At 42.7% G+C, this 18,073-nt stretch carries 14 protein-coding genes; 7 read left to right on the top strand and 7 right to left on the bottom strand.

The features are described from left to right. Positions 1-133 precede the first annotated feature (133 nt). The 3 genes from metH to NOS7524_RS27010 all read right to left on the bottom strand — a co-directional run bounded on the left by metH (position 134) and on the right by NOS7524_RS27010 (position 7,732). Positions 134-3,670, bottom strand: a complete 3,537-nt coding sequence (gene metH, locus NOS7524_RS27025) for a methionine synthase (RefSeq protein ID WP_015141662.1) — start codon at positions 3,668-3,670, stop codon at positions 134-136. A gap of 767 nt (positions 3,671-4,437) precedes the next feature. Beyond that, entirely contained in the window at positions 4,438-7,413 is a 2,976-nt protein-coding gene (locus NOS7524_RS27015) for a tetratricopeptide repeat protein (RefSeq protein WP_015141661.1), read from the bottom strand. Next, positions 7,388-7,732, bottom strand: coding sequence for a CU044_2847 family protein (locus NOS7524_RS27010; RefSeq protein ID WP_015141660.1), 345 nt, complete (start codon positions 7,730-7,732; stop codon positions 7,388-7,390). Before NOS7524_RS27010 ends, NOS7524_RS27015 begins: the two co-directional genes overlap by 26 nt. Before the next feature lie 409 nt (positions 7,733-8,141). Between NOS7524_RS27010 and NOS7524_RS27005 the strand changes: the two genes are divergently transcribed. Then, positions 8,142-9,803, top strand: a complete 1,662-nt coding sequence (locus tag NOS7524_RS27005) for a purple acid phosphatase family protein (protein ID WP_041555469.1) — start codon at positions 8,142-8,144, stop codon at positions 9,801-9,803. 402 nt (positions 9,804-10,205) lie between these two features. Here NOS7524_RS27005 and nifH read toward each other — a convergent pair whose 3' ends face one another. Next, entirely contained in the window at positions 10,206-11,180 is a 975-nt protein-coding gene (gene nifH, locus NOS7524_RS27000) for a nitrogenase iron protein (RefSeq protein ID WP_015141658.1), read from the bottom strand. Positions 11,181-11,496: 316 nt separating this feature from the next. Then, positions 11,497-12,630, bottom strand: a complete 1,134-nt coding sequence (locus NOS7524_RS26995; RefSeq protein ID WP_083882638.1) for a substrate-binding domain-containing protein — start codon at positions 12,628-12,630, stop codon at positions 11,497-11,499. A gap of 546 nt (positions 12,631-13,176) precedes the next feature. Between NOS7524_RS26995 and NOS7524_RS26990 the strand changes: the two genes are divergently transcribed. Together NOS7524_RS26990 and NOS7524_RS26985 are read left to right on the top strand one after the other, a co-directional pair. Next, the gene (locus NOS7524_RS26990; RefSeq protein WP_015141656.1) at positions 13,177-13,551 is read left to right on the top strand and encodes a hypothetical protein; all 375 of its coding nucleotides are present in this window, start codon (positions 13,177-13,179) and stop codon (positions 13,549-13,551) included. A gap of 138 nt (positions 13,552-13,689) precedes the next feature. Next, entirely contained in the window at positions 13,690-14,064 is a 375-nt protein-coding gene (locus tag NOS7524_RS26985; protein ID WP_015141655.1) for a hypothetical protein, read from the top strand. Here NOS7524_RS26985 and NOS7524_RS26980 read toward each other — a convergent pair whose 3' ends face one another. Next, positions 14,065-14,748, bottom strand: a complete 684-nt coding sequence (locus NOS7524_RS26980; protein ID WP_015141654.1) for a 2OG-Fe(II) oxygenase — start codon at positions 14,746-14,748, stop codon at positions 14,065-14,067. Between the two features lie 18 nt (positions 14,749-14,766). Then, positions 14,767-15,033 (bottom strand): DUF7219 family protein, encoded by a 267-nt coding sequence (locus tag NOS7524_RS26975; RefSeq protein WP_041555988.1) that lies wholly within the window; start codon positions 15,031-15,033, stop codon positions 14,767-14,769. A gap of 453 nt (positions 15,034-15,486) precedes the next feature. Here NOS7524_RS26975 and modA point away from each other — a divergent pair, with 453 nt between their 5' ends. The 4 genes from modA to NOS7524_RS26955 all read left to right on the top strand — a co-directional run bounded on the left by modA (position 15,487) and on the right by NOS7524_RS26955 (position 18,027). Continuing rightward, positions 15,487-16,317 carry a molybdate ABC transporter substrate-binding protein gene (modA, locus tag NOS7524_RS26970; RefSeq protein ID WP_015141652.1) on the top strand — a complete coding sequence of 277 codons (831 nt, stop codon included), beginning with the start codon at positions 15,487-15,489 and terminating at the stop codon, positions 16,315-16,317. 3 nt (positions 16,318-16,320) lie between these two features. After that, the gene (locus tag NOS7524_RS27955; RefSeq protein ID WP_015141651.1) at positions 16,321-17,097 is read left to right on the top strand and encodes a hypothetical protein; all 777 of its coding nucleotides are present in this window, start codon (positions 16,321-16,323) and stop codon (positions 17,095-17,097) included. Continuing rightward, entirely contained in the window at positions 17,054-17,623 is a 570-nt protein-coding gene (locus NOS7524_RS26960; RefSeq protein ID WP_015141650.1) for a hypothetical protein, read from the top strand. The genes NOS7524_RS27955 and NOS7524_RS26960 overlap by 44 nt, the downstream gene beginning before the upstream one ends. A gap of 194 nt (positions 17,624-17,817) precedes the next feature. After that, positions 17,818-18,027, top strand: a complete 210-nt coding sequence (locus NOS7524_RS26955) for a TOBE domain-containing protein (RefSeq protein ID WP_015141649.1) — start codon at positions 17,818-17,820, stop codon at positions 18,025-18,027. Positions 18,028-18,073 lie beyond the last annotated feature (46 nt).

The following is an 18,073-nucleotide window of genomic DNA, read 5'->3' as shown; positions in this document are numbered from 1 at the left end:
TTTTCAGATTTCTGGTGCGTCTCAATATTTGCTTGATTACTTACTGAGCGGACATCAGGCAGGTGCAAGATTTATGGGGAACACCAAAAAATAAATTTCTCCTCCTCACATATGTGAGAAGGAGAGGATAGGGTTACGCGGTGAAGTATTTCGCTACTGGGTGATAGGTAATAATCGCCGTTGTAGACTGTTCAGGATAAAGTTGCTCACTTTCATCCATATATAAGTTAATTCTGTCAGTCTGCAACAACTCCAGCTGCTTGTACTGGTCTTGGATATTGGGACAAGCCGGATAGCCAAAACTATACCGTGAACCACGATAACGCTGTGCTAATATATCCCGAATATTATCCGGTTCTTCAGCAGCAAACCCTAATTCATGGCGAATTCTCGCGTGTGTCCATTCAGCTAAGGCTTCTGCTACTTGCACCGCTACACCGTGAAAATACAGATAATCAGTGTATTGATTATCTGCAAATAATTTTTGGGCGTACTCCGTAGCAATTTCACCCACAGTCACCGCTTGCATAGGGAAAACATCAATGATTCCCGAATCCTTCGGCGCAAAGAAATCTGCAATGCACAGCCTTTTTGAGGACTTTTGGCGGGGAAACTCAAATTTAGCCACCTCTTTCGCGTTTGGGCTGTTGCTTTCATAGATATACAGGGTATTTCCTTCGGATTGACAAGGGAAGTACCCGTAAATTACCTGGGGATGCAACAGATTCTCATCGATGATGCGCTGCTTCCAAGTTTCTAAAATGGGATACACTTTCTCGTTTAAGAAAGCCTGATATTCTTCCCTAGATTGTTCCTTGGGTTTGCGGAATTGCCACTGTCCAGCAATTAAGGCTTGTAAATCTAAATGCCAGAATATTTCCTCAATGGGAATATCACTAGGCTGTAATAGTTTACTTCCCCAGAATGGCGGCGTGGGACGTTCAATATCTACCGCTATGGCTTCGGAACGTCGGGTGTCTGGAGGGAGTGGGGAGTGGGGAGTGGGGAGTGGGGAGCGGGGGGTGGGGAGTGGGGATTTTTGATTGGTGTTTTCCGGTGCTTCCGTTTTGAGTTCGTTTAGGAATCCTTGTAAGTCATCCCAATTACTAGATGCTTTTGCAGGCATTAATTTATCCATGAAATGCAAGTCTGAGAAAGCATCTTTGCCGTAAACTACCTTACCTTTGTAGGTGTTTTGACAATCTTCATGGACAAACTTGGGAGTTAAGGCTGCACCACCTAAAATTACGGGTACAGTAATGCCTTTTTCGTTGAATACCTGCAAGTTCTCTTTCATGAAGGCGGTGGATTTCACCAATAAGCCACTCATGGCGATACAATCGGCTTTGTATTGGTTGTAGGCTTCGATGATGTTTTCTACTGGCTGTTTAATACCTAAGTTAATCACTTTGTAACCGTTGTTAGACAAGATGATATCTACTAGGTTTTTACCGATGTCGTGAACATCACCCTTAACGGTGGCAATAATTACTGTCCCCTTGGCATTATTTCCCGCCTCGGATTTTTCCATGAAGGGTTCAAGGTAGGCTACAGCAGCTTTCATTGTTTCGGCTGACTGCAAAACGAACGGTAATTGCATCTGTCCTGAACCGAATAACTCACCCACTACTTTCATCCCGTCTAGGAGGAAAGTGTTGATAATTTCCAGTGGGGGATATTGTTCTAAGGCTTTGGCTAATTGTGCTTCTAAGCCGATGCGTTCACCGTCGATGATATGGCGTTTCAGGCGTTCTTCGATGGGTAGGTTTTCATCAATACCTGTGTTGCGTTTGGCTTTGACACCCTCAAATAATTTAGTTAATTCTGCTAAGGGGTCGTAAACGCAGACATCACCCTCGAATTTGCGCTCATCATAAATTAATTGGCGACAAACTTCTTGATGCTGTGGTTCTATCTTAGACAGTGGTAAAATCTTGCTAGCACTGACGATCGCTCCATCCATGCCAGCTGACATCGCCTCATGCAAGAACATGGAATTAAGTACAATACGTGAAGCTGGGTTTAAACCGAAGGATATATTCGATACACCCAAAATAACGTGACACCCTGGTAATTCTTGACGAATGCGACGAATAGCTTCTATAGTCGCTTTGCCGTTTTCTCGGTCTTCTTCAATCCCCGTAGAAATGGGTAATGCCAGAGTATCAAAGAATATCTCATGGGCAGAAATACCATATTCTACAGCTTGACGGTAAGCACGCTGGGCAATTTGAAACTTTTTATCTGCTGTCCGCGCCATGCCTTCCTCGTCAATTGTGCCAATGACCACACCCGCGCCGTACTTCTTAGCTAATTCCAGCACCTTTAAGAAACGCGGTTCGCCATCTTCGTAGTTGGTGGAGTTCAACAGACACTTACCACCAGCCACCTTTAAACCCGCCTCCATTTTTTCCCATTCGGTGGAGTCCAGCATTAAGGGTAAGGTGACATTATTCACCAGGCGGGAAACCAACTCGTGCATATCCCGCACGCCATCGCGTCCCACATAATCGACGTTAACATCTAGAATATGTGCGCCTTCTTTAACTTGCGCCCTCGCCATTGATACCAGTCCGTCCCAATCTTCTGCATTCAGCAAATCGCGGCACTTTTTGGAACCACTGGCGTTCAGGCGTTCACCCACAATCAAGAAAGAATTATCTTGGTCGTAGGGTTGAGTCGAATAAATTGATGCAGCCGCAGGTTCTAAACTTGGCTGTCTAACTTTTGGCTTGAGTTCTTTGGTGATTTGTGCCAATTGTTGAATGTGTTCTGGACGTGTCCCACAGCAACCCCCAATCACTTGGACACCCAAATCTTCAACAAAGTGCATCAACGCCATGCGTAATTCTACAGGTGTCAGGCGGTAGTGTGCTTGACCACCAACGTTTTCTGGTAAACCCGCGTTCGGAATACAAGAAACCACAAACGGCGAATGTTCAGATAAATATTTGATGTGTGGTTTCATCAAGTCGGGGCCAGTAGCACAGTTCAACCCCAGAATATCAATTGGGAAAGGTTCTAAAATTGTCAGGACGGCGCTGATTTCTGAACCTACCAGCATTGTCCCCATGCTTTCCATTGTCACCGACACCATGAGGGGTATACGTTCCCCTTTTTTAGCAAAGACTTCTTCAATCCCATTCAACGCCGCTTTGATTTGCAGCACATCTTGGCAAGTTTCAACGATAAATAAATCAACTCCACCATCAATCAGTGCTTCTGCTTGTTCAGCAAAAGCCGCTTGCATGGTATCAAAATCGATGTGTCCCAGAGTTGGTAGTTTAGTTGTGGGGCCGATAGAACCCGCTACAAATCGGGGTTTCTCTGGGGTGGAAAATTCCGCAGCGACACTTTTAGCTAATTCGGCGGCGGTTTTATTGAGGTAGTAAGTCTGGTCTGCTAAGTCATATTCTGCCAGTACAATCGACGTAGCACCGAAAGTATCAGTTTCAATGACATCTGCACCCACGGCGAGAAAGTCGCGGTGAACCTTAGCGACGGCTTCAGGTTTGGTGTGGACTAAGTATTCGTTACAACCTTCATACTGCACACCGCCGAAATCCTCAGCCGTGAGGTTTTGGGTTTGTAAGTTTGTTCCCATTGCACCGTCGAAGACGATAACCGGACGTTCCGGACTATGCAAGCGTTTCAGGAAAGGATGAGTCATATTTTCCTAGAGGAAATGAGGAAATCAAGTGAGTTTTGTGATACTCAACTTAATCTATTATTTTCCCAAATTCCGAGATTTTCGGCTGCTGAGTATTAAGGCGATCGCTATTATCTTCTGGGTGTGTCTGTGTTCAGCAAAACTTGAATGCGATGAATCTTTCCCCAAACCCCTCTCCTTGCAGGCTACGGTGTACACACAAATCTGATCCCCCTAAATCTACGCCACTTGCTACAAGTCGGGAAACCCGCCCAACGCAGTGGCTCCCCTTCAAAAGGGAGACTTTGATTCCAGTTCCACCCTTTTTTAAGGGGGGTTAGGGGGGATCAAAAGAATAGGGGATCAGGTGATCAGACTTATTAGACTTCTTGCATAAATCTTTTTTTGCCTCACGCAAAGGCGAGCCAGTGCGGTGGGCGGCTCCGCCGACTTGTAGCAACTGGTGTGCAGAGAGGATGAGGAGTTTTTGATATTCGTGGGCGAGTCTTTAATACTCGTGAGCGAGGTTTTGATACTCGTGGGCGAGTCTCAGATATTCGCGGATGAGTCTTTAATACTCGTGGGCGAGTCTTTGATACTCGCGGATGAGCCTTTGATATTCGTGAGCGAGTCTCAGATATTCGCGGATGAGTCTTTGATACTCGTGGATGAGTCTTTAATACTCGTGAGCAAATCTCAGATATTCGCGGATGAGTCTTTGATACTCGTGAGCGAGCCTTTAATACTCACGGACGACTAACTATGAGACTTAATCAAGAACATAAACTTCAGGAATTCTGTTCTAAAGCTTGCAAGACTTCATCGGCATCAACTCGACCCCAATAATAGCCCATTACATCACTCATCAATTGTGCTTTTTGTGCCTCTGCTTTTGCTGCTGGGTAATTGTGGTTTGCTAGGTGCATCCACGCCAAGGCGATGCGAGTATCGGCTTCGTGGATGCGATAACCACCAGCACAGGCATAATTCAGAGCTTCTTCTAAATCACTACGCGCTGCCGCAACTTCACCCTGACGCGCCGCCCAACGCCCCCGTGCTAATAGTGCTTCAATCAGGACGGGGCGTTGAGAAATACTACGGGCAATTTTGAGGGCTTCGTTATAATGTTCGCGAGCATTTTCGTGTTGCCCAGCATCTGCATCTAGGTCGCCTAAAACACGATGACATCTGCTGATACTATTAACCCAGTTATTGCGTTGACAAATCTTTAGGTTTGCCTCTGTTACCTGCCGTGCATAGCCTCTACTTCCTACTCGCCGCAAGTAATCAGCGTGCTGAATACCCCGCAAGCTGTATAGATAAAGCTCACTGGAGTCAATTTCCCGTTCCAATACCTCTGCCTGCTGAAAGACTGTACCTGCTGTTTCAACATCACCCTGCAAGTAGGCAGCCCGCCCTTGACGAGTCAATGAATTCGTTTCACCTATCTTACTTTCAGCACGACGAGCAAGGCTCAATGCTTCCCTTGCAGCATCAGCACTGGCTGTGAGTTTGCCGAGATAAGCATATAGCTCTGCTAGATTTCGGTAGCCGATGCTGGCGTTTTTCCAGTCTTCCATGCTAAGAGCGATCGCAATGGAACGCTCATAGAAAGTTGGTGCTTCCTCCATACGTCCCAGGCTCATCAAACACAAACCTACTTCGTTGAGGATAAAACATTTATTATCAGAATTACTCACCTGTGGTTCTTGGGATGTGTCGCCGTTGGGGAAAAAGTCCTGCATGAGGGTTAAGTTGGTTTCGCAGGCTCCGAGTTTATGGATAAGTACACGGCGATCGCCCTGGTAAATGCGCTTCCAGTAGATACTATGTGCCTGCTCATAATTCCCCGCTTGGCAGAGGTGATGCACAGCTTCAATTAATGGTGCTAAATCATCCAAGGTTGGGTTCTCTGATGTCTCGCCAGCCGAGTCAAGATAATAATCTGCAATTATTTGATGAACTAACTCTGCTTCCTGAAGATCATTGTGCAGTATTTCCAAATAGTGAGCGCGGATGAGGGGATGAATGGTGTAGTAATGTTCTTGCTGATTGTGTCGCAAAATCCGATAGTTGACCAATCGCTGCACTATTGTCAGCAAGGAGTCGCTATTTAATGACGGTGTATGTTCTGATGGGGTGGAAGTGGACAAACCAGCCCCAAACTGTGGAAATACCTGCTGTAATGCTGACTCTGGTACTGGTAGACGAAACGCACTCAACCCCCGCATTAATTTTTGTTCTACTGCTGTGAGGTTTTCGTCATAGCGTCGCAATACTCGCCGCACTCGCTCATATCGAGGTTCATCAGCCGTTGGTGCTGGAATTTCGACGATATGTTCAATCTCGCCGCCGTAATTATCTACCAGATAAGACCCCAACAGACTCAAAACCAAAGCGTAACCATCCCACTGCTGCACCACTCGGTTTAACTGAGCATCTGTACCCTTGACTCCCAATTTTTTCAGTAATTGTCTACCTTCATCGACAGTTAGCTGTTCGACATCTCGATGGGTGTAAGTGGTGAAATCAATCAAGTCTACCAGTGGCGCACGGCTGTTAATTAAACAAAATGATTCATGTTTCCCAGCCGCAAACTCGCGCAAAAACTCCCGCAAGTCTATGCTAGTTAACTCGCCGTAATCATCTCCCTCTTGCTGTTGCAGCACTTCCAACCCATCCAAGATGAAGAGATATCGCCCACTGTTGAGCATTGCCAATATCACTTGGACTTTAATAGTAGTTGAGGTCAATACACGGGGATCAATTTTGTCATTGAGAAACCTTAGCGCCGCCTCAAAAAATTCATCCACACTAGCTTTTTCATAAAAACCCCACCAAAACACACCAGTAGGTTGCGGTAGTGATGAATCTTGCAGCAAATTTTCCAGCCAGCGACGGGTGAGGGAACTTTTACCTTCGCCACCAAAACCGATGAGTCCCACGATTGAGCAATGGGGATCAACCCAGTCCTGATTGAGTGTATTGAGAAAATCTACCCTACCTACCCATTCTTGTAGAGGTGCTGGTGCATTATTCAGGTTCAGGACTCTCCCCGGTTGAGACACTGGTGGCACTCCTGTAGGGTTTGAGTTCATTATATTTGGGTGTGTAGGTGGTGCATCTGCTAATGGTAGGCACATGGGATCAAAAGTGAGGACTCGACAATCAACAGCAAAACTGGTGTCTCGGTCTTTTTCACTTGCTCCAGAGTCCCAAGTTTCCGCAATCACACCTACTACTAAATTACGTTCAATATCCAGAACGGCTGAACCACTCATACCACTGTCGATATGCTGGCTACTCAACATTACAGGATCGCTATGCAAAATGCGATCCTCCGGTGCTTCAACAAAGCCTAATATATCACCGTCTGCCCACAATCCTTGGTATGGGTCTAAACGGCGATAGCCATAACTCCTGAATTTATGACCGGCAGAACCTTCAGCCATCCCCAAAATTGCTGGTTCTATGCCATCTGGTAATGTAGTCGTGTCCAGTTGCAACACAACGACATCATCATCATGGTCTACAAAACAGGCTGTAACTGTGGCTGTGTGCGCTTTCTGTTCTGGGTTTCTCGCTTTCGGGAAGTAGACATTGATTTCTACTCCCTCAGCGACTTGTCCCCCTGCATCCCGCACCACATGACAACAGGTAACAATCTGTCCTGTATGGGAAACTACAAAACCGGTGCCAACAATTACATTATTGACACCACGAATCTGCACGGTAAAGTTACGCAGATTTTGAATCTGGCTCATTATTGGAATCTTTACGCTCCCAGAGTAACTTCACCTTGAGGCTGGCTTCTCCCGAAGTTTTGGCAATAATTGCACCTGCTTCGGTATTTAACTTGATGCCAAATTCTAGTTCCACTTCCGATGGCTTGTTAGCTAATGTATCGATTGTGTCCATTGTTTTTTGTGCCATTTGCCGGATAGTCAGCATGGCTTTATCTAATGCTTTCGCCGATTCTTTAGCAATATCTGCTGGAGTTACGCTAACTGACCTCATCCCCGGACTAGGAGCGAATTCTACAATGATAGTTGGCTCATCAATGAGAAAGTCTTCATTACCCATATGTAATCTTTTTTACGATTTTTTGGATAATCATAGCAGACGTACCAGGATTTTTAATATTGGCGTGAAAAAATAGGTGCGGGGTGCGTCAGTATGAATATTCTCTTGATATGGTTAGTTTTCTCACACTGACGCACCCTTGTATATTAAGAGAAGTAGTAGACATCTCCGGTAATTAAATGTGCGTGGTTTGAAACCCTTGTAGAGACGTTCTATAGAACGTCTCTACATTCATTTTCCGAGAGGTCTATTAATTTCGGATACTTTACTGTTTGGCATTCCCTAAAATAACTATTACAGCTTTACTAGCGGCAAAACTATGCTTTTACGCACAAAACCGCTCATGTATGTCATTCTGTTTTCCCTATGCCTTAATCTGATAAGTGTGCATTCATTTGGGCAAACAATTATGACCTCAGCACCCCAACTGCTGACAGACCCATTTTTGCAATTACCAACTGCGAACTCAGTGCGGGTAGTTTGGTTTACTGAATTTGCTGGTAATCAGCATACAGTCAACTACGGTGAAAATTTACAACAAACTGCAAAAGCTAGCACTAGCAAACTCAGCCGCACACGGGAAGACCAAAATTCTAGAGTAGGAAAGCAAACCCAAACCGGCCAAGTTTATCAACAACCAGTAGAACGTCATATCTGGCGACATGAAGCAGAGGTGACAGGATTAACCCCTGGTGTACGGGTTAATTATCTGGTGACAAGTGTGAGAGAGAATGGTGAAAGTGTTAGCAGCGAGATTTTTACCCTTGCACCCAATCCCCCATCAGGTACACCGCAAAAAATTCTCCTGACTTCCGATCATCAACTTAAGCCAATGACAGCTGCTAACCTACAAAAAGTTGTAGAAACTGTGGGACAAGTGGATGCAGTTTGGTTTGCTGGTGATTTAGTTAATGTTCCTGATCGCGCCTCAGAATGGTTTGATGATCATCGGGGGAATGCTTTATTTCCAGGTTTACAAGGTCGCGCCCACTATGAAATGAATGATAACGACCAGAAAATCACTTACACTGGTGGGCAAATCATTCAACACGCACCGTTATTTACTTGCATTGGTAATCATGAAGTAATGGGTAGGTTGGGCAGAACGGGCAGTTTAGATGATGAATTCAATGATACGATTCCCCGTGCTGTTGCCCAAAGACTTTATAGCGGTAAATCTTTAATAGATAATTCTTTTAATACACTGACCTACGAAGAAATTTTTACTTTACCTCAAAGTAAAGAGGGTGGTAAAAGATATTATGCAGTCAGTTTTGGAGATGTGCGTTTAGTGGTACTCTACGTTACTAATATGTGGCGGACTGCTAAATTAGATGCACCATATAAGGGTAGATATCAAGAAGTAGAGCAGGATTTAAATTATCCCGAAAATTGGGGTTATGGGCAGATAATTTATGAACCCATTGCTAAAGGTAGCCAGCAATATAATTGGTTAGAAACAGAACTTAATAGCCCAGAATTTCAGCAAGCAAAATACAAAATTGTGATGTTTCATCATCCCCCCCATACGCTAGGTGATAATATCGTACCTGCTTACACAGAGCCTGTTCAAATAATAGAAAGCGATGCTGAAGGAAAAATTAAAGCTGTGCGTTATGAGTATCCTAAGCACTCAGATTATATTATTCGTGATGTTATGCCTTTACTAGAAGCTGCTAAGGTGCAACTGGTATTTTTTGGTCATTCCCATTTATGGAATCACTTTATTAGTGACAGTGGGATGCACTTTTTAGAAACATCCAATGTTGGTAATTCTTATGGTGCTGCTTGGAATGGTAAAAAGCGGGAAGTGCCAGTTGGCTATCATGAAGATTACACCGCAGTTGGTGATCCTAATGGTTTAGAACCTGTTTTACCAACTATTAATCCTTTGGTGGGAGAAGATGGAAAGCCAATGCCTTATATTGCCAGCAATGATATTACAGTTTTTAGTATTTTTGATACTGGCACAGGTACTGTTAGCAGCTATCGTTTTGATACCCGTAAACCTGATTCTGAAGTGATTAAATTTGATGAATTTACGTTAGGGATAAACATCTTGCATCAATGACAGATTGCTACTCGATTTATCCAAATTTTATTAGTCAAGAAGGCTATTTGAGGATTCAAACATATATGACAAATTTAGCAGGAAAAATAAGAGGTTAATAAATTATTGGGTAGATTAAATCACCCAAATTATTGTTATAGTAAAAAACAGCAATGGGAAAATTTTGTTTCCCATTTGCTGAAAATTAAATAACCAACTTAGCAGAGAAGAAAGCTAAAATAAGGTACTAATTCGGTATTCAAACAATGAAAAAATGGCGGAAAAGACGGTAAAGTTAAAAACCCAAAACTTCATTTCAGCTATAGAGTACCTCCATATTTTGATGAATGCTTGTAGATAGGGGGGTAGGAATAACCTACCCTCTGCTTATCTAGATTTAGTAGCTAGTAGCCAACATTAAATCTATTTCTTGTCACCAGAAACGATTTCGACGTTACCTTTTGCTAACGCTTCCAGTGCTTCGCCTTCAGCATCTTCTTGTATCTTTTCTTGTTCTTCTTGCGCTTGTGCTGTGGCGGTCAATTTTTGCACTTGTTCATCGCTTTCGAGGATACCGAACTCAATCAACAAGTCTTCTAGCTCATCCATCTCTAGAGGAGTAGGAACAGCCATGAAGTCATTGTTGATAATTTTCGTAGCTAATGCACGATATTCATGAGCCTGATCACTATCAGGTGCATACTCGTTCACAGTCATCCGACGTAACTCGGCGTGCTGCACAATATTATTCCGAGGGACGAAGTGAATCATTTGAGTGCTGATTCGTTTTGCTAATTCACTAATTAAGTCCCATTCCCGGTCAGTTTTACGGCTGTTACAAATCAAGCCACCTAAACGCACACCACCGGAGTGAGCATATTTGAGAATACCGCGAGAAATGTTATTGGCGGCAAACATCGCCATCATTTCCCCAGAGGTAACGATGTAGATTTCTTGCGCTTTCCCTTCCCGAATTGGCATGGCGAAACCACCACACACAACGTCACCTAATACGTCGTAGGATACAAAGTCTAGGTTTTGATAAGCACCATTTTCTTCTAAGAAGTTGATGGCGGTGATGATACCACGACCAGCACAACCTACACCGGGTTCGGGACCACCAGATTCTACACATCTGATACCACGGAAGCCTTCAATAACGACTTCTTCTAGTTCCAAGTCTTCAACTGCACCTTTTTCAGCAGCTAGGTGCAACACGGTGGTTTGAGCTTTACAGTGGAGAATCAAGCGGGTAGAGTCGGCTTTGGGATCGCATCCGACAATCAAAATTCGCTTACCCATTTCTGCCATTGCAGCGAGGGTGTTTTGGGATGTGGTAGATTTACCAATACCGCCTTTCCCGTAAAAAGCTATCTGTCTAATTCTGTCGTCAGACATAATGATTTAGTCTCCCAGCAATTGTTGTTGAATCTTGGTGGATCTGCAATATGAAGCGTTCAGACGTGACCGTTTGTAGAACGTCTTAGGAGGTGCGCGTTCTACTGCCACAGCAGTTAACATCCAAAACATATTCAAGTGGTGATTGAAGTTTTTCGGTCAGGCGATCGCAATATTATCTTCATTTCACAGGTGCGATCGCTCGTACAATATTCCAACTATTACCGACCTTTCAAAAAGCAGGGGTGTAGGGGAAGCAGAGGAGAGAAAATACCTACTCTATACTCCCCACTCAGCACTCATTACTCAGCACTTCCTAAACAGTTGCTACAACTTCCCCAATTTTCGTAATGTCATAGCCACCGAGAACTTCTAGTTGTGAGTGAACCAGGCGATGACCTAATGTACTCAACAACTGTTGTATAGGTGCTTCTTCTAAATATTCCTTGAGAATTACTAAATCGTATCTTGATTGATGCAGAGGTACAAAACCCAAGCCAAAGGTAGCAGCAACGGATGCTGTACTAATACCTGCATCCACAAACCCTAGTGCGACAGCTTGGGCAACATCTTGATGGCTAGTGGCAATCTGCTCAAATCCTTTGACTGCTTCAAACGGTATGTTTTCTTGTCGCAGTTGTTGTTCTAAGAGCATTCGACTACCAGCACCAACTTCGCGATTGACAATGGTTGCTTGTGCTTCTACTACATCGCTGAGTGTTTTGAAACCCTTGGGATTACCGGATGGGACTAACAGCCCTTCTTCCCATAAGCCCAGAGTAATTAACACAGCTTCTCTTCCTGCCAAGATTTCACGGGCAAACGGCACGTTATGCTCCCCAGTTTTGGGATCATACAAGTGCATCCCGGCAATGTGTGCTTCACCTCTGCATAGACTCTGCAACGCATCTATGCTGTTGGCAAAGGTAAAATGCACTCGCAGTTGTGGATGCCAGCGTTCGGTAGCTCTTGCCCACAGAGCAATTACAGGCGCACAACCAGCAATCACCACTGTGTTATGCAGTGCTGCCAAGTTATCATCTAACAGCCTCACCTGCACTTTACCGCTACCTGTTTGGCTTATACCCTCCGCATCTGCCGGAATCATATCTTGACGAAAGGCATCTTTACCCAATAAGGGATAAGCTATCCATTGTCCCCCTACCCTTGCCAAACTCAGGCGCAGAGATTGATTAGTGGGTACAGGTTTTGTAAGTATGGCTTCGATTTCCGGTAAGTCTTGATCTAGCCAGAATAGATCCTCAACTTGACAACCAAGAGCCTTAGCTATGCGAAGTGCGATCGCCACTGAGGGAGCATATTGTCCCGACTCTACACCACTAATTGTCTGACGAGTCACACCAGCGATGTTTGCCAAATCTTGCTGGCTCATCCCTAAGCGCGTTCTGATTGATTTCAAGTTATTAAGGAGGCCGCTATCCTGCTTCATTAGCTGATTTCTTGCTACATTTACACAAAGCCGTGGCGGATTTACTTGTCTGTGCTAAGGCAACAGTAAAGGGCTGGAATTTACCTCATACTTTTGCTTTTTTGATTCCCTATACGTCAAGCATAACATACAGCTTGCTAATTTACTTGCGCCAAGGAAGAAAAGTTTTAGAAATTTTTGAGTAATTTATGAAAATCATCTTCTGATAAGGGTTTGAAGCCTTGATTATTCGTGTGGCGTATTACAAGAAATCAAGAGAGGACTAAATTTATTTATGATTTTTACCAACTAAATTGGTAAAATGATACGATTGATACAGTTTTATTCACTCACTTTCGGTTTTCATGCTTGATAGACAAGCAATCTAGCCCTGAGCAAAATACCAACCCATGTGGACAGGTGGGTAAATTTCGTTTTGATTGCCAATCATGATTTCATTCATCTGAATACGCCGCACCTCTATTTGTGCATAGTTAAGTATCTGTCTTGATGTGCAGAAATCAGAGAACAGAACTGTTTTTAGCTTTATATTTATTGGAGTCAATAATGATTACTGAAGAAGATTTAGCCCAACAATTTAATGTAATTATTGAGCATACTCACCCCCGCGTCTGGGAAGTAATACGTCACTGTTATGTCAAGGTGATTACTCCTCAACTCAAAAAAGGGTCTCTTCCCAATGCCAGATATGTAGGAATTTACTGTCCTGAACAATTAATGGCAGCTGCGATCGCGGAAAAAAATTTGCTCAAAGAAGTAGCAGAATACTTGGGGCTTGTTGAGGTTGTCTGTTTAAGGGACTTCCAACTAAAAAAATATACAATCGCTGTGGTGAGCAGGGGGGCAGGGGGCAGGGAGCAGGGGAAAAATCAAAATATTCTCTCTCGTAAATTGGATAATTTATTTTCTGGAAGTCCCTAAATGCAACAAATTTGTTGCGAGATCCCATGTCACAGATGAAGCAAAACTATCCGAATTTATGGTTAGAGTTGTTTTGGATTATTAGTCAATAGTCCATAGACATTCTTCCCTAGTCCCCATTCACTACTCTCTATTCTTATGAATCAGCCTGATATTCATCCTGATGATTTGCCTTCAAATCAAACTACACTCTTGAGTGAAATACTATTCAGACAACTTGAAGAAGCTATTAAACAAAGATTCTTCCTAGCTTGTAACCGCATAACGCGAATTTTGTTAGCAAGTTGTCATTGGTACTTCAAAATTCAAAGTGGCACTCTCGTATTAGTGATGATTTGTCCTGAGATAGAAAGTTATCAGAACATTATGACAACTATTCCCTATTTGACTCAAAAGTTAAAACGATTTGCTAATGCAGCAAGTATTAATGTTACTCCGCCAGTTAATTTGGGTGTCACTTGGGTAATTGAGATTGATGAAATTGGGCTAGACAACGACGCACTCAATAGCTGACTAGAAGCCAATACTGGGATGACGGAAAAAAGCAATCCTGAGAACTAGCCTAGGCTGTGATACTGAGGATGTCACTGGTGTTACCATATGCCAAGAATTATCGGAGCGCACAATCACTGCTGACAATTTGTTCAGTGGGGGAATATCTTGATACACCGATTCAGGTTGTTCATCCTTAAGAATGCGTAAACAACCACCCCACTCTATAGGCCATTGCTCATTAAAAAAGACTAGATGTGTTAAAGCTTTGGATGGTTCATCTGTATGTGGACGGTGTAAATGTCCCCCATTGTAGCGACGAAAGCCAATTACCATTGCACAGTCTTTGAGTTCGATTCCAGACATCTGTGTTAGTGCTTGACGGTATTGGGGTTGCCATAATACTTGTATAAGTTGCTGCCAATTGTGACTGAGGTGATGCAAGTCTGATGATAATCTTCCCTCAGCAATGCGTTCTCGCCAGAGTTCACCAAAGTTGTACATTAAAGCCATATCATCACTACTAGCCAACATCTCGCCCCAGAGATAACCGTATCCTTCCCCAGCCGATAAGCGAAAATTTTCTTGGGGGAAGCTAGCTGCTAGTTCCAAACTAGCTTCTTGAGACAATAGATTTTCAATCACAGCCCAGTGATACGGAACTTCCTGCATGGATGTCTGACGAATAGCATCTAACTGGAGCATACTTATACTTTTTTCGGTTTAGAAACTCTGTAAATTGATTGAAGTAGCTTCAAGTTCCTTCTTCGCACGTTTCAATTGTTTCCACAGGGTTTTGATTTGGTCATAAGCTTCTTGTGGAGAAATTTTACCATTGGTTTGCAGACTGCTAATGTAGCCCACACGTTGGGCAAACTCCTGAAGATTAGCGTTGAATACTAGGTATTCTGGTTTAAACTGACCGTAATAACAACTGCGCGGATAGAGAAAGTCAGAAAGATTAGAGAGAAAATCAGATTGCTCTTTCATATTATTTATCTCTGCATTTTTAAGAAAATTGGCAGATGGAAATAGTCCATCTGCGCCAAACACACAAGTAGGAGAGGAGGTAGCGGCTTTTGATTTCATCTCAAGCCAGGCTAACGCAAGCTGGATACTAATACCTGAGATTTTTACCAACTTTATTGGTAAAAGGGTATAGCAATTAAATTCATGAAAATGTTACTATTGTTACAGATTTTTGAAATTCGATAGCAATTTGTCAGAATAAGGACTCAGGCTATGTAACTTTACCAACCTAATTGGTAAAAAAATGATGACAAAAGGTATTTCCATTTTTACTGTTTTATTCGCTGTAATTCTTTATTTACAAAGCTTTTAGGCGCAAGCAATGATGTGAACAACAAAAATATTTACTAATACATTGTTTTTCATGTATTTATACACCTACTTTTTTGGTATTTTCTGAGTAGGTAATTTTAGATGTCTGAAATGAAATTATTGAGTAATTATCTAGGTCGTCGTTTTTTATACTTAAGCTTGGTAGTAGTTACTGTAGCATTGACAGTGATAGCAGGGCTTGTACCAAATTTAGCTCCGAGTATTGCCCAACAGCCTAATACGGTGACTCTGACAGTATCAGCAGGTGCAGGTTTGAAACCAGTATTAGAGGATATTCAAAAAGCTTATCAACAACAGCAACCGAATATTAATATTACTTACAACTTTGCGGCCTCTGGTGTTTTGCAACGACAAATTGAACAAGGCGCAAATATAGATATTTTTATCTCCGCCTCGAACAAGAATATGAATGAGTTGCAACAAAAAGGATTGTTGTTACCAGGAACTCGTAAAAATCTCATCAAAAGTAGGATAGCTTTAATCACCGCTAAAAATACTACGGGTATTTCTAGCTTTCAAGATTTGACAAAACCGACTGTGAAAAGAATCGCCATCGGTGAACCTCGTAGTGTACCTCTAGGGGTGTATGCTGAGGAGGTTTTTAAATATCTGGGTATTACAGAACAAGTTAAACCTAAATTGGTCTATACCAGAAGTGCTTTAGAAATCGTCAACTTTGTGGAATCTGGTAACGTTGATGTGGGGATTGTTCATGATACCACTGTGAGAGCATCAAATAAAGTGAAGATTTTAGCGATCGCCCCTGAAGCCTCTCACTCTCCAGTCGTTTATCCAGTGGCGATTTTAAATAATAGTAAAAACCAAGCTGCTGCTAAGTCCTTTGTGCAGTTTCTCTTCAGCGAACAAGCAAAACCTCTTTACAAAAATCACGGCTACAGCGTACTTCAATAGTATATGCGTTTACTCATTGGTATAGATGATACTGACAATATCACCAGTGGTGCTACAGGTCATTTAGCACGACACCTGAGAAAGGAAATTGTTGAGCAACAGTTGGCTCAAACCATTAGTATCAGTCGCCATCAACTCTTTCTCAGTCCCGAAATTCCCTATACTTCACATAATAGTTCTGCCTGCATCATGGTAGAAACTACCCCAGAAAAGCTGACTTTTCTGACTGACTTCTGCCGAGAATACCTCATGAAATATAGTGAGGCAGGATCAGATGTAGGCTTATGTGTAGCGAATTGGGATCAGGTGAATCTGACAGTTCAAGCTTTTAGTAAACAAGCCAAAGAAACAGTCCTTACTCAGTCACAAGCATATTGCGTAGCCGTTCAAGCAGGACTATTTTTAGAAGGTTTAACTGGGACTCGTCAAGGAATTATCGGGGCTTTAGCGGCGGTGGGTTTGCGAAAAACTGAGAATGATGGGCGATTTATTTGGCTTCCTGGTTTGTATGAACTTTCGGGCGTTTATACAGCCAGTCAACTTTATCAAAGCATCAGTATTGACTGCATTCAAGATTTAGCAGGTGGACAGATATCGGACGATAGCAAAATTAAGATACCTGACAATAGCACCATTAGAACCAGTCCTTGGCCTCGTCCAGTATTGATAGATGGAAAAGCCGTGATGCTGGTAGTCAAGGCTAGTGAAGATTTACAAGTAACCGGAGAGGAAAACTATGAATACGAAATGGCTCCCAAAGATATCATCCGTAGATATTAAGGGTGTACACCAAGTCAAATGGTGGGAAATTTTGGCTTTGGTAGGGTTGGGGTTGCTGATTGCTGTAGTGCAAGCAAATCTGCGTTTACCTTTAAAGTTACCAGGGTGGCGCGGACTGATTTGGCTAACACCACTTGTTGCTACTAGGCTATCTACTTCCTTCTTGGGTGCGGCTTCGATTACTGGGTTAAGTGCTGCTGGTTTTTCGTGGTTGTTTGGTGTGAGAAACGATCCTTTTGATTGGTTCTTCTTACTTGTAGTTGGGGAATTGTTGGATCTAGCCTATGCGCTCAAAAAATGGCGTAAACAAGTATGGTTTTGGGCGGTGATAGCTGGGTTAGTTCATCTGATTAAACCTCTCACGCGCATTGTTATTAGCGTTGCAGGGATTTGGGGTTATGGTGTGTTTGGCAATGGATATGTATATCCTTTAATGATGCACTTGTTATTTGGTGCGATCGCTGGCGTTGTCGGATCTGGTTTGATATTGTGGACAAAGCAAAAACGCCGTAATTCTCATTCATAGCAAACGTCCCAGAAGTCTGAAATAATTCATTATTCAGATTTCTGAATGTTAACTATTCCTAAAAAATTATGTTTAGTATTTTACTGTCTTAAGAAATAGTAAAGAAATGCAGAATTCATATCTAAAGAAATAGATTTTTATGGTGATAATTGTTATCATCAATAATAGTTAAAAAATATAGGAAAATTTAAAATATGGAAGTTAGCGCACGTAATGCTCTCAAAGGTACAGTAAAGAAAGTTATTCCTGGTTCCGTTAACACAGAAGTAACACTAGAAATCGCACCTGGAGTTGAGGTAACATCAATTATTACCAAGTCATCAGCAGATAAACTTCAACTAGCTGAAGGTAAAGAAGTTTATGCGGTTATAAAAGCAAGCGATGTAATATTAGCTATTGACTAGATTCTTAATCCTTAGCTCTAGCTAAAATATAAGAAACCTGAATAAT

The sequence above is a fragment of the Nostoc sp. PCC 7524 genome, assembly GCF_000316645.1.
GTDB lineage: Bacteria > Cyanobacteriota > Cyanobacteriia > Cyanobacteriales > Nostocaceae > Trichormus.
This window is presented reverse-complemented; position numbering and strand designations above follow the sequence as displayed.

What these genes read in the sequence shown, in the direction of transcription:
- metH (WP_015141662.1), bottom strand. Translation starts at nt 3,670, where the DNA reads ATGACTCATCCTTTCCTGAAACGCTTGCATAGTCCGGAACGTCCGGTT.
- NOS7524_RS27015 (WP_015141661.1), bottom strand. Translation starts at nt 7,413, where the DNA reads ATGAGCCAGATTCAAAATCTGCGTAACTTTACCGTGCAGATTCGTGGT.
- NOS7524_RS27010 (WP_015141660.1), bottom strand. Translation starts at nt 7,732, where the DNA reads ATGGGTAATGAAGACTTTCTCATTGATGAGCCAACTATCATTGTAGAA.
- NOS7524_RS27005 (WP_041555469.1), top strand. Translation starts at nt 8,142, where the DNA reads ATGACCTCAGCACCCCAACTGCTGACAGACCCATTTTTGCAATTACCA.
- nifH (WP_015141658.1), bottom strand. Translation starts at nt 11,180, where the DNA reads ATGTCTGACGACAGAATTAGACAGATAGCTTTTTACGGGAAAGGCGGT.
- NOS7524_RS26995 (WP_083882638.1), bottom strand. Translation starts at nt 12,630, where the DNA reads ATGAAGCAGGATAGCGGCCTCCTTAATAACTTGAAATCAATCAGAACG.
- NOS7524_RS26990 (WP_015141656.1), top strand. Translation starts at nt 13,177, where the DNA reads ATGATTACTGAAGAAGATTTAGCCCAACAATTTAATGTAATTATTGAG.
- NOS7524_RS26985 (WP_015141655.1), top strand. Translation starts at nt 13,690, where the DNA reads ATGAATCAGCCTGATATTCATCCTGATGATTTGCCTTCAAATCAAACT.
- NOS7524_RS26980 (WP_015141654.1), bottom strand. Translation starts at nt 14,748, where the DNA reads ATGCTCCAGTTAGATGCTATTCGTCAGACATCCATGCAGGAAGTTCCG.
- NOS7524_RS26975 (WP_041555988.1), bottom strand. Translation starts at nt 15,033, where the DNA reads ATGAAAGAGCAATCTGATTTTCTCTCTAATCTTTCTGACTTTCTCTAT.
- modA (WP_015141652.1), top strand. Translation starts at nt 15,487, where the DNA reads ATGTCTGAAATGAAATTATTGAGTAATTATCTAGGTCGTCGTTTTTTA.
- NOS7524_RS27955 (WP_015141651.1), top strand. Translation starts at nt 16,321, where the DNA reads ATGCGTTTACTCATTGGTATAGATGATACTGACAATATCACCAGTGGT.
- NOS7524_RS26960 (WP_015141650.1), top strand. Translation starts at nt 17,054, where the DNA reads ATGAATACGAAATGGCTCCCAAAGATATCATCCGTAGATATTAAGGGT.
- NOS7524_RS26955 (WP_015141649.1), top strand. Translation starts at nt 17,818, where the DNA reads ATGGAAGTTAGCGCACGTAATGCTCTCAAAGGTACAGTAAAGAAAGTT.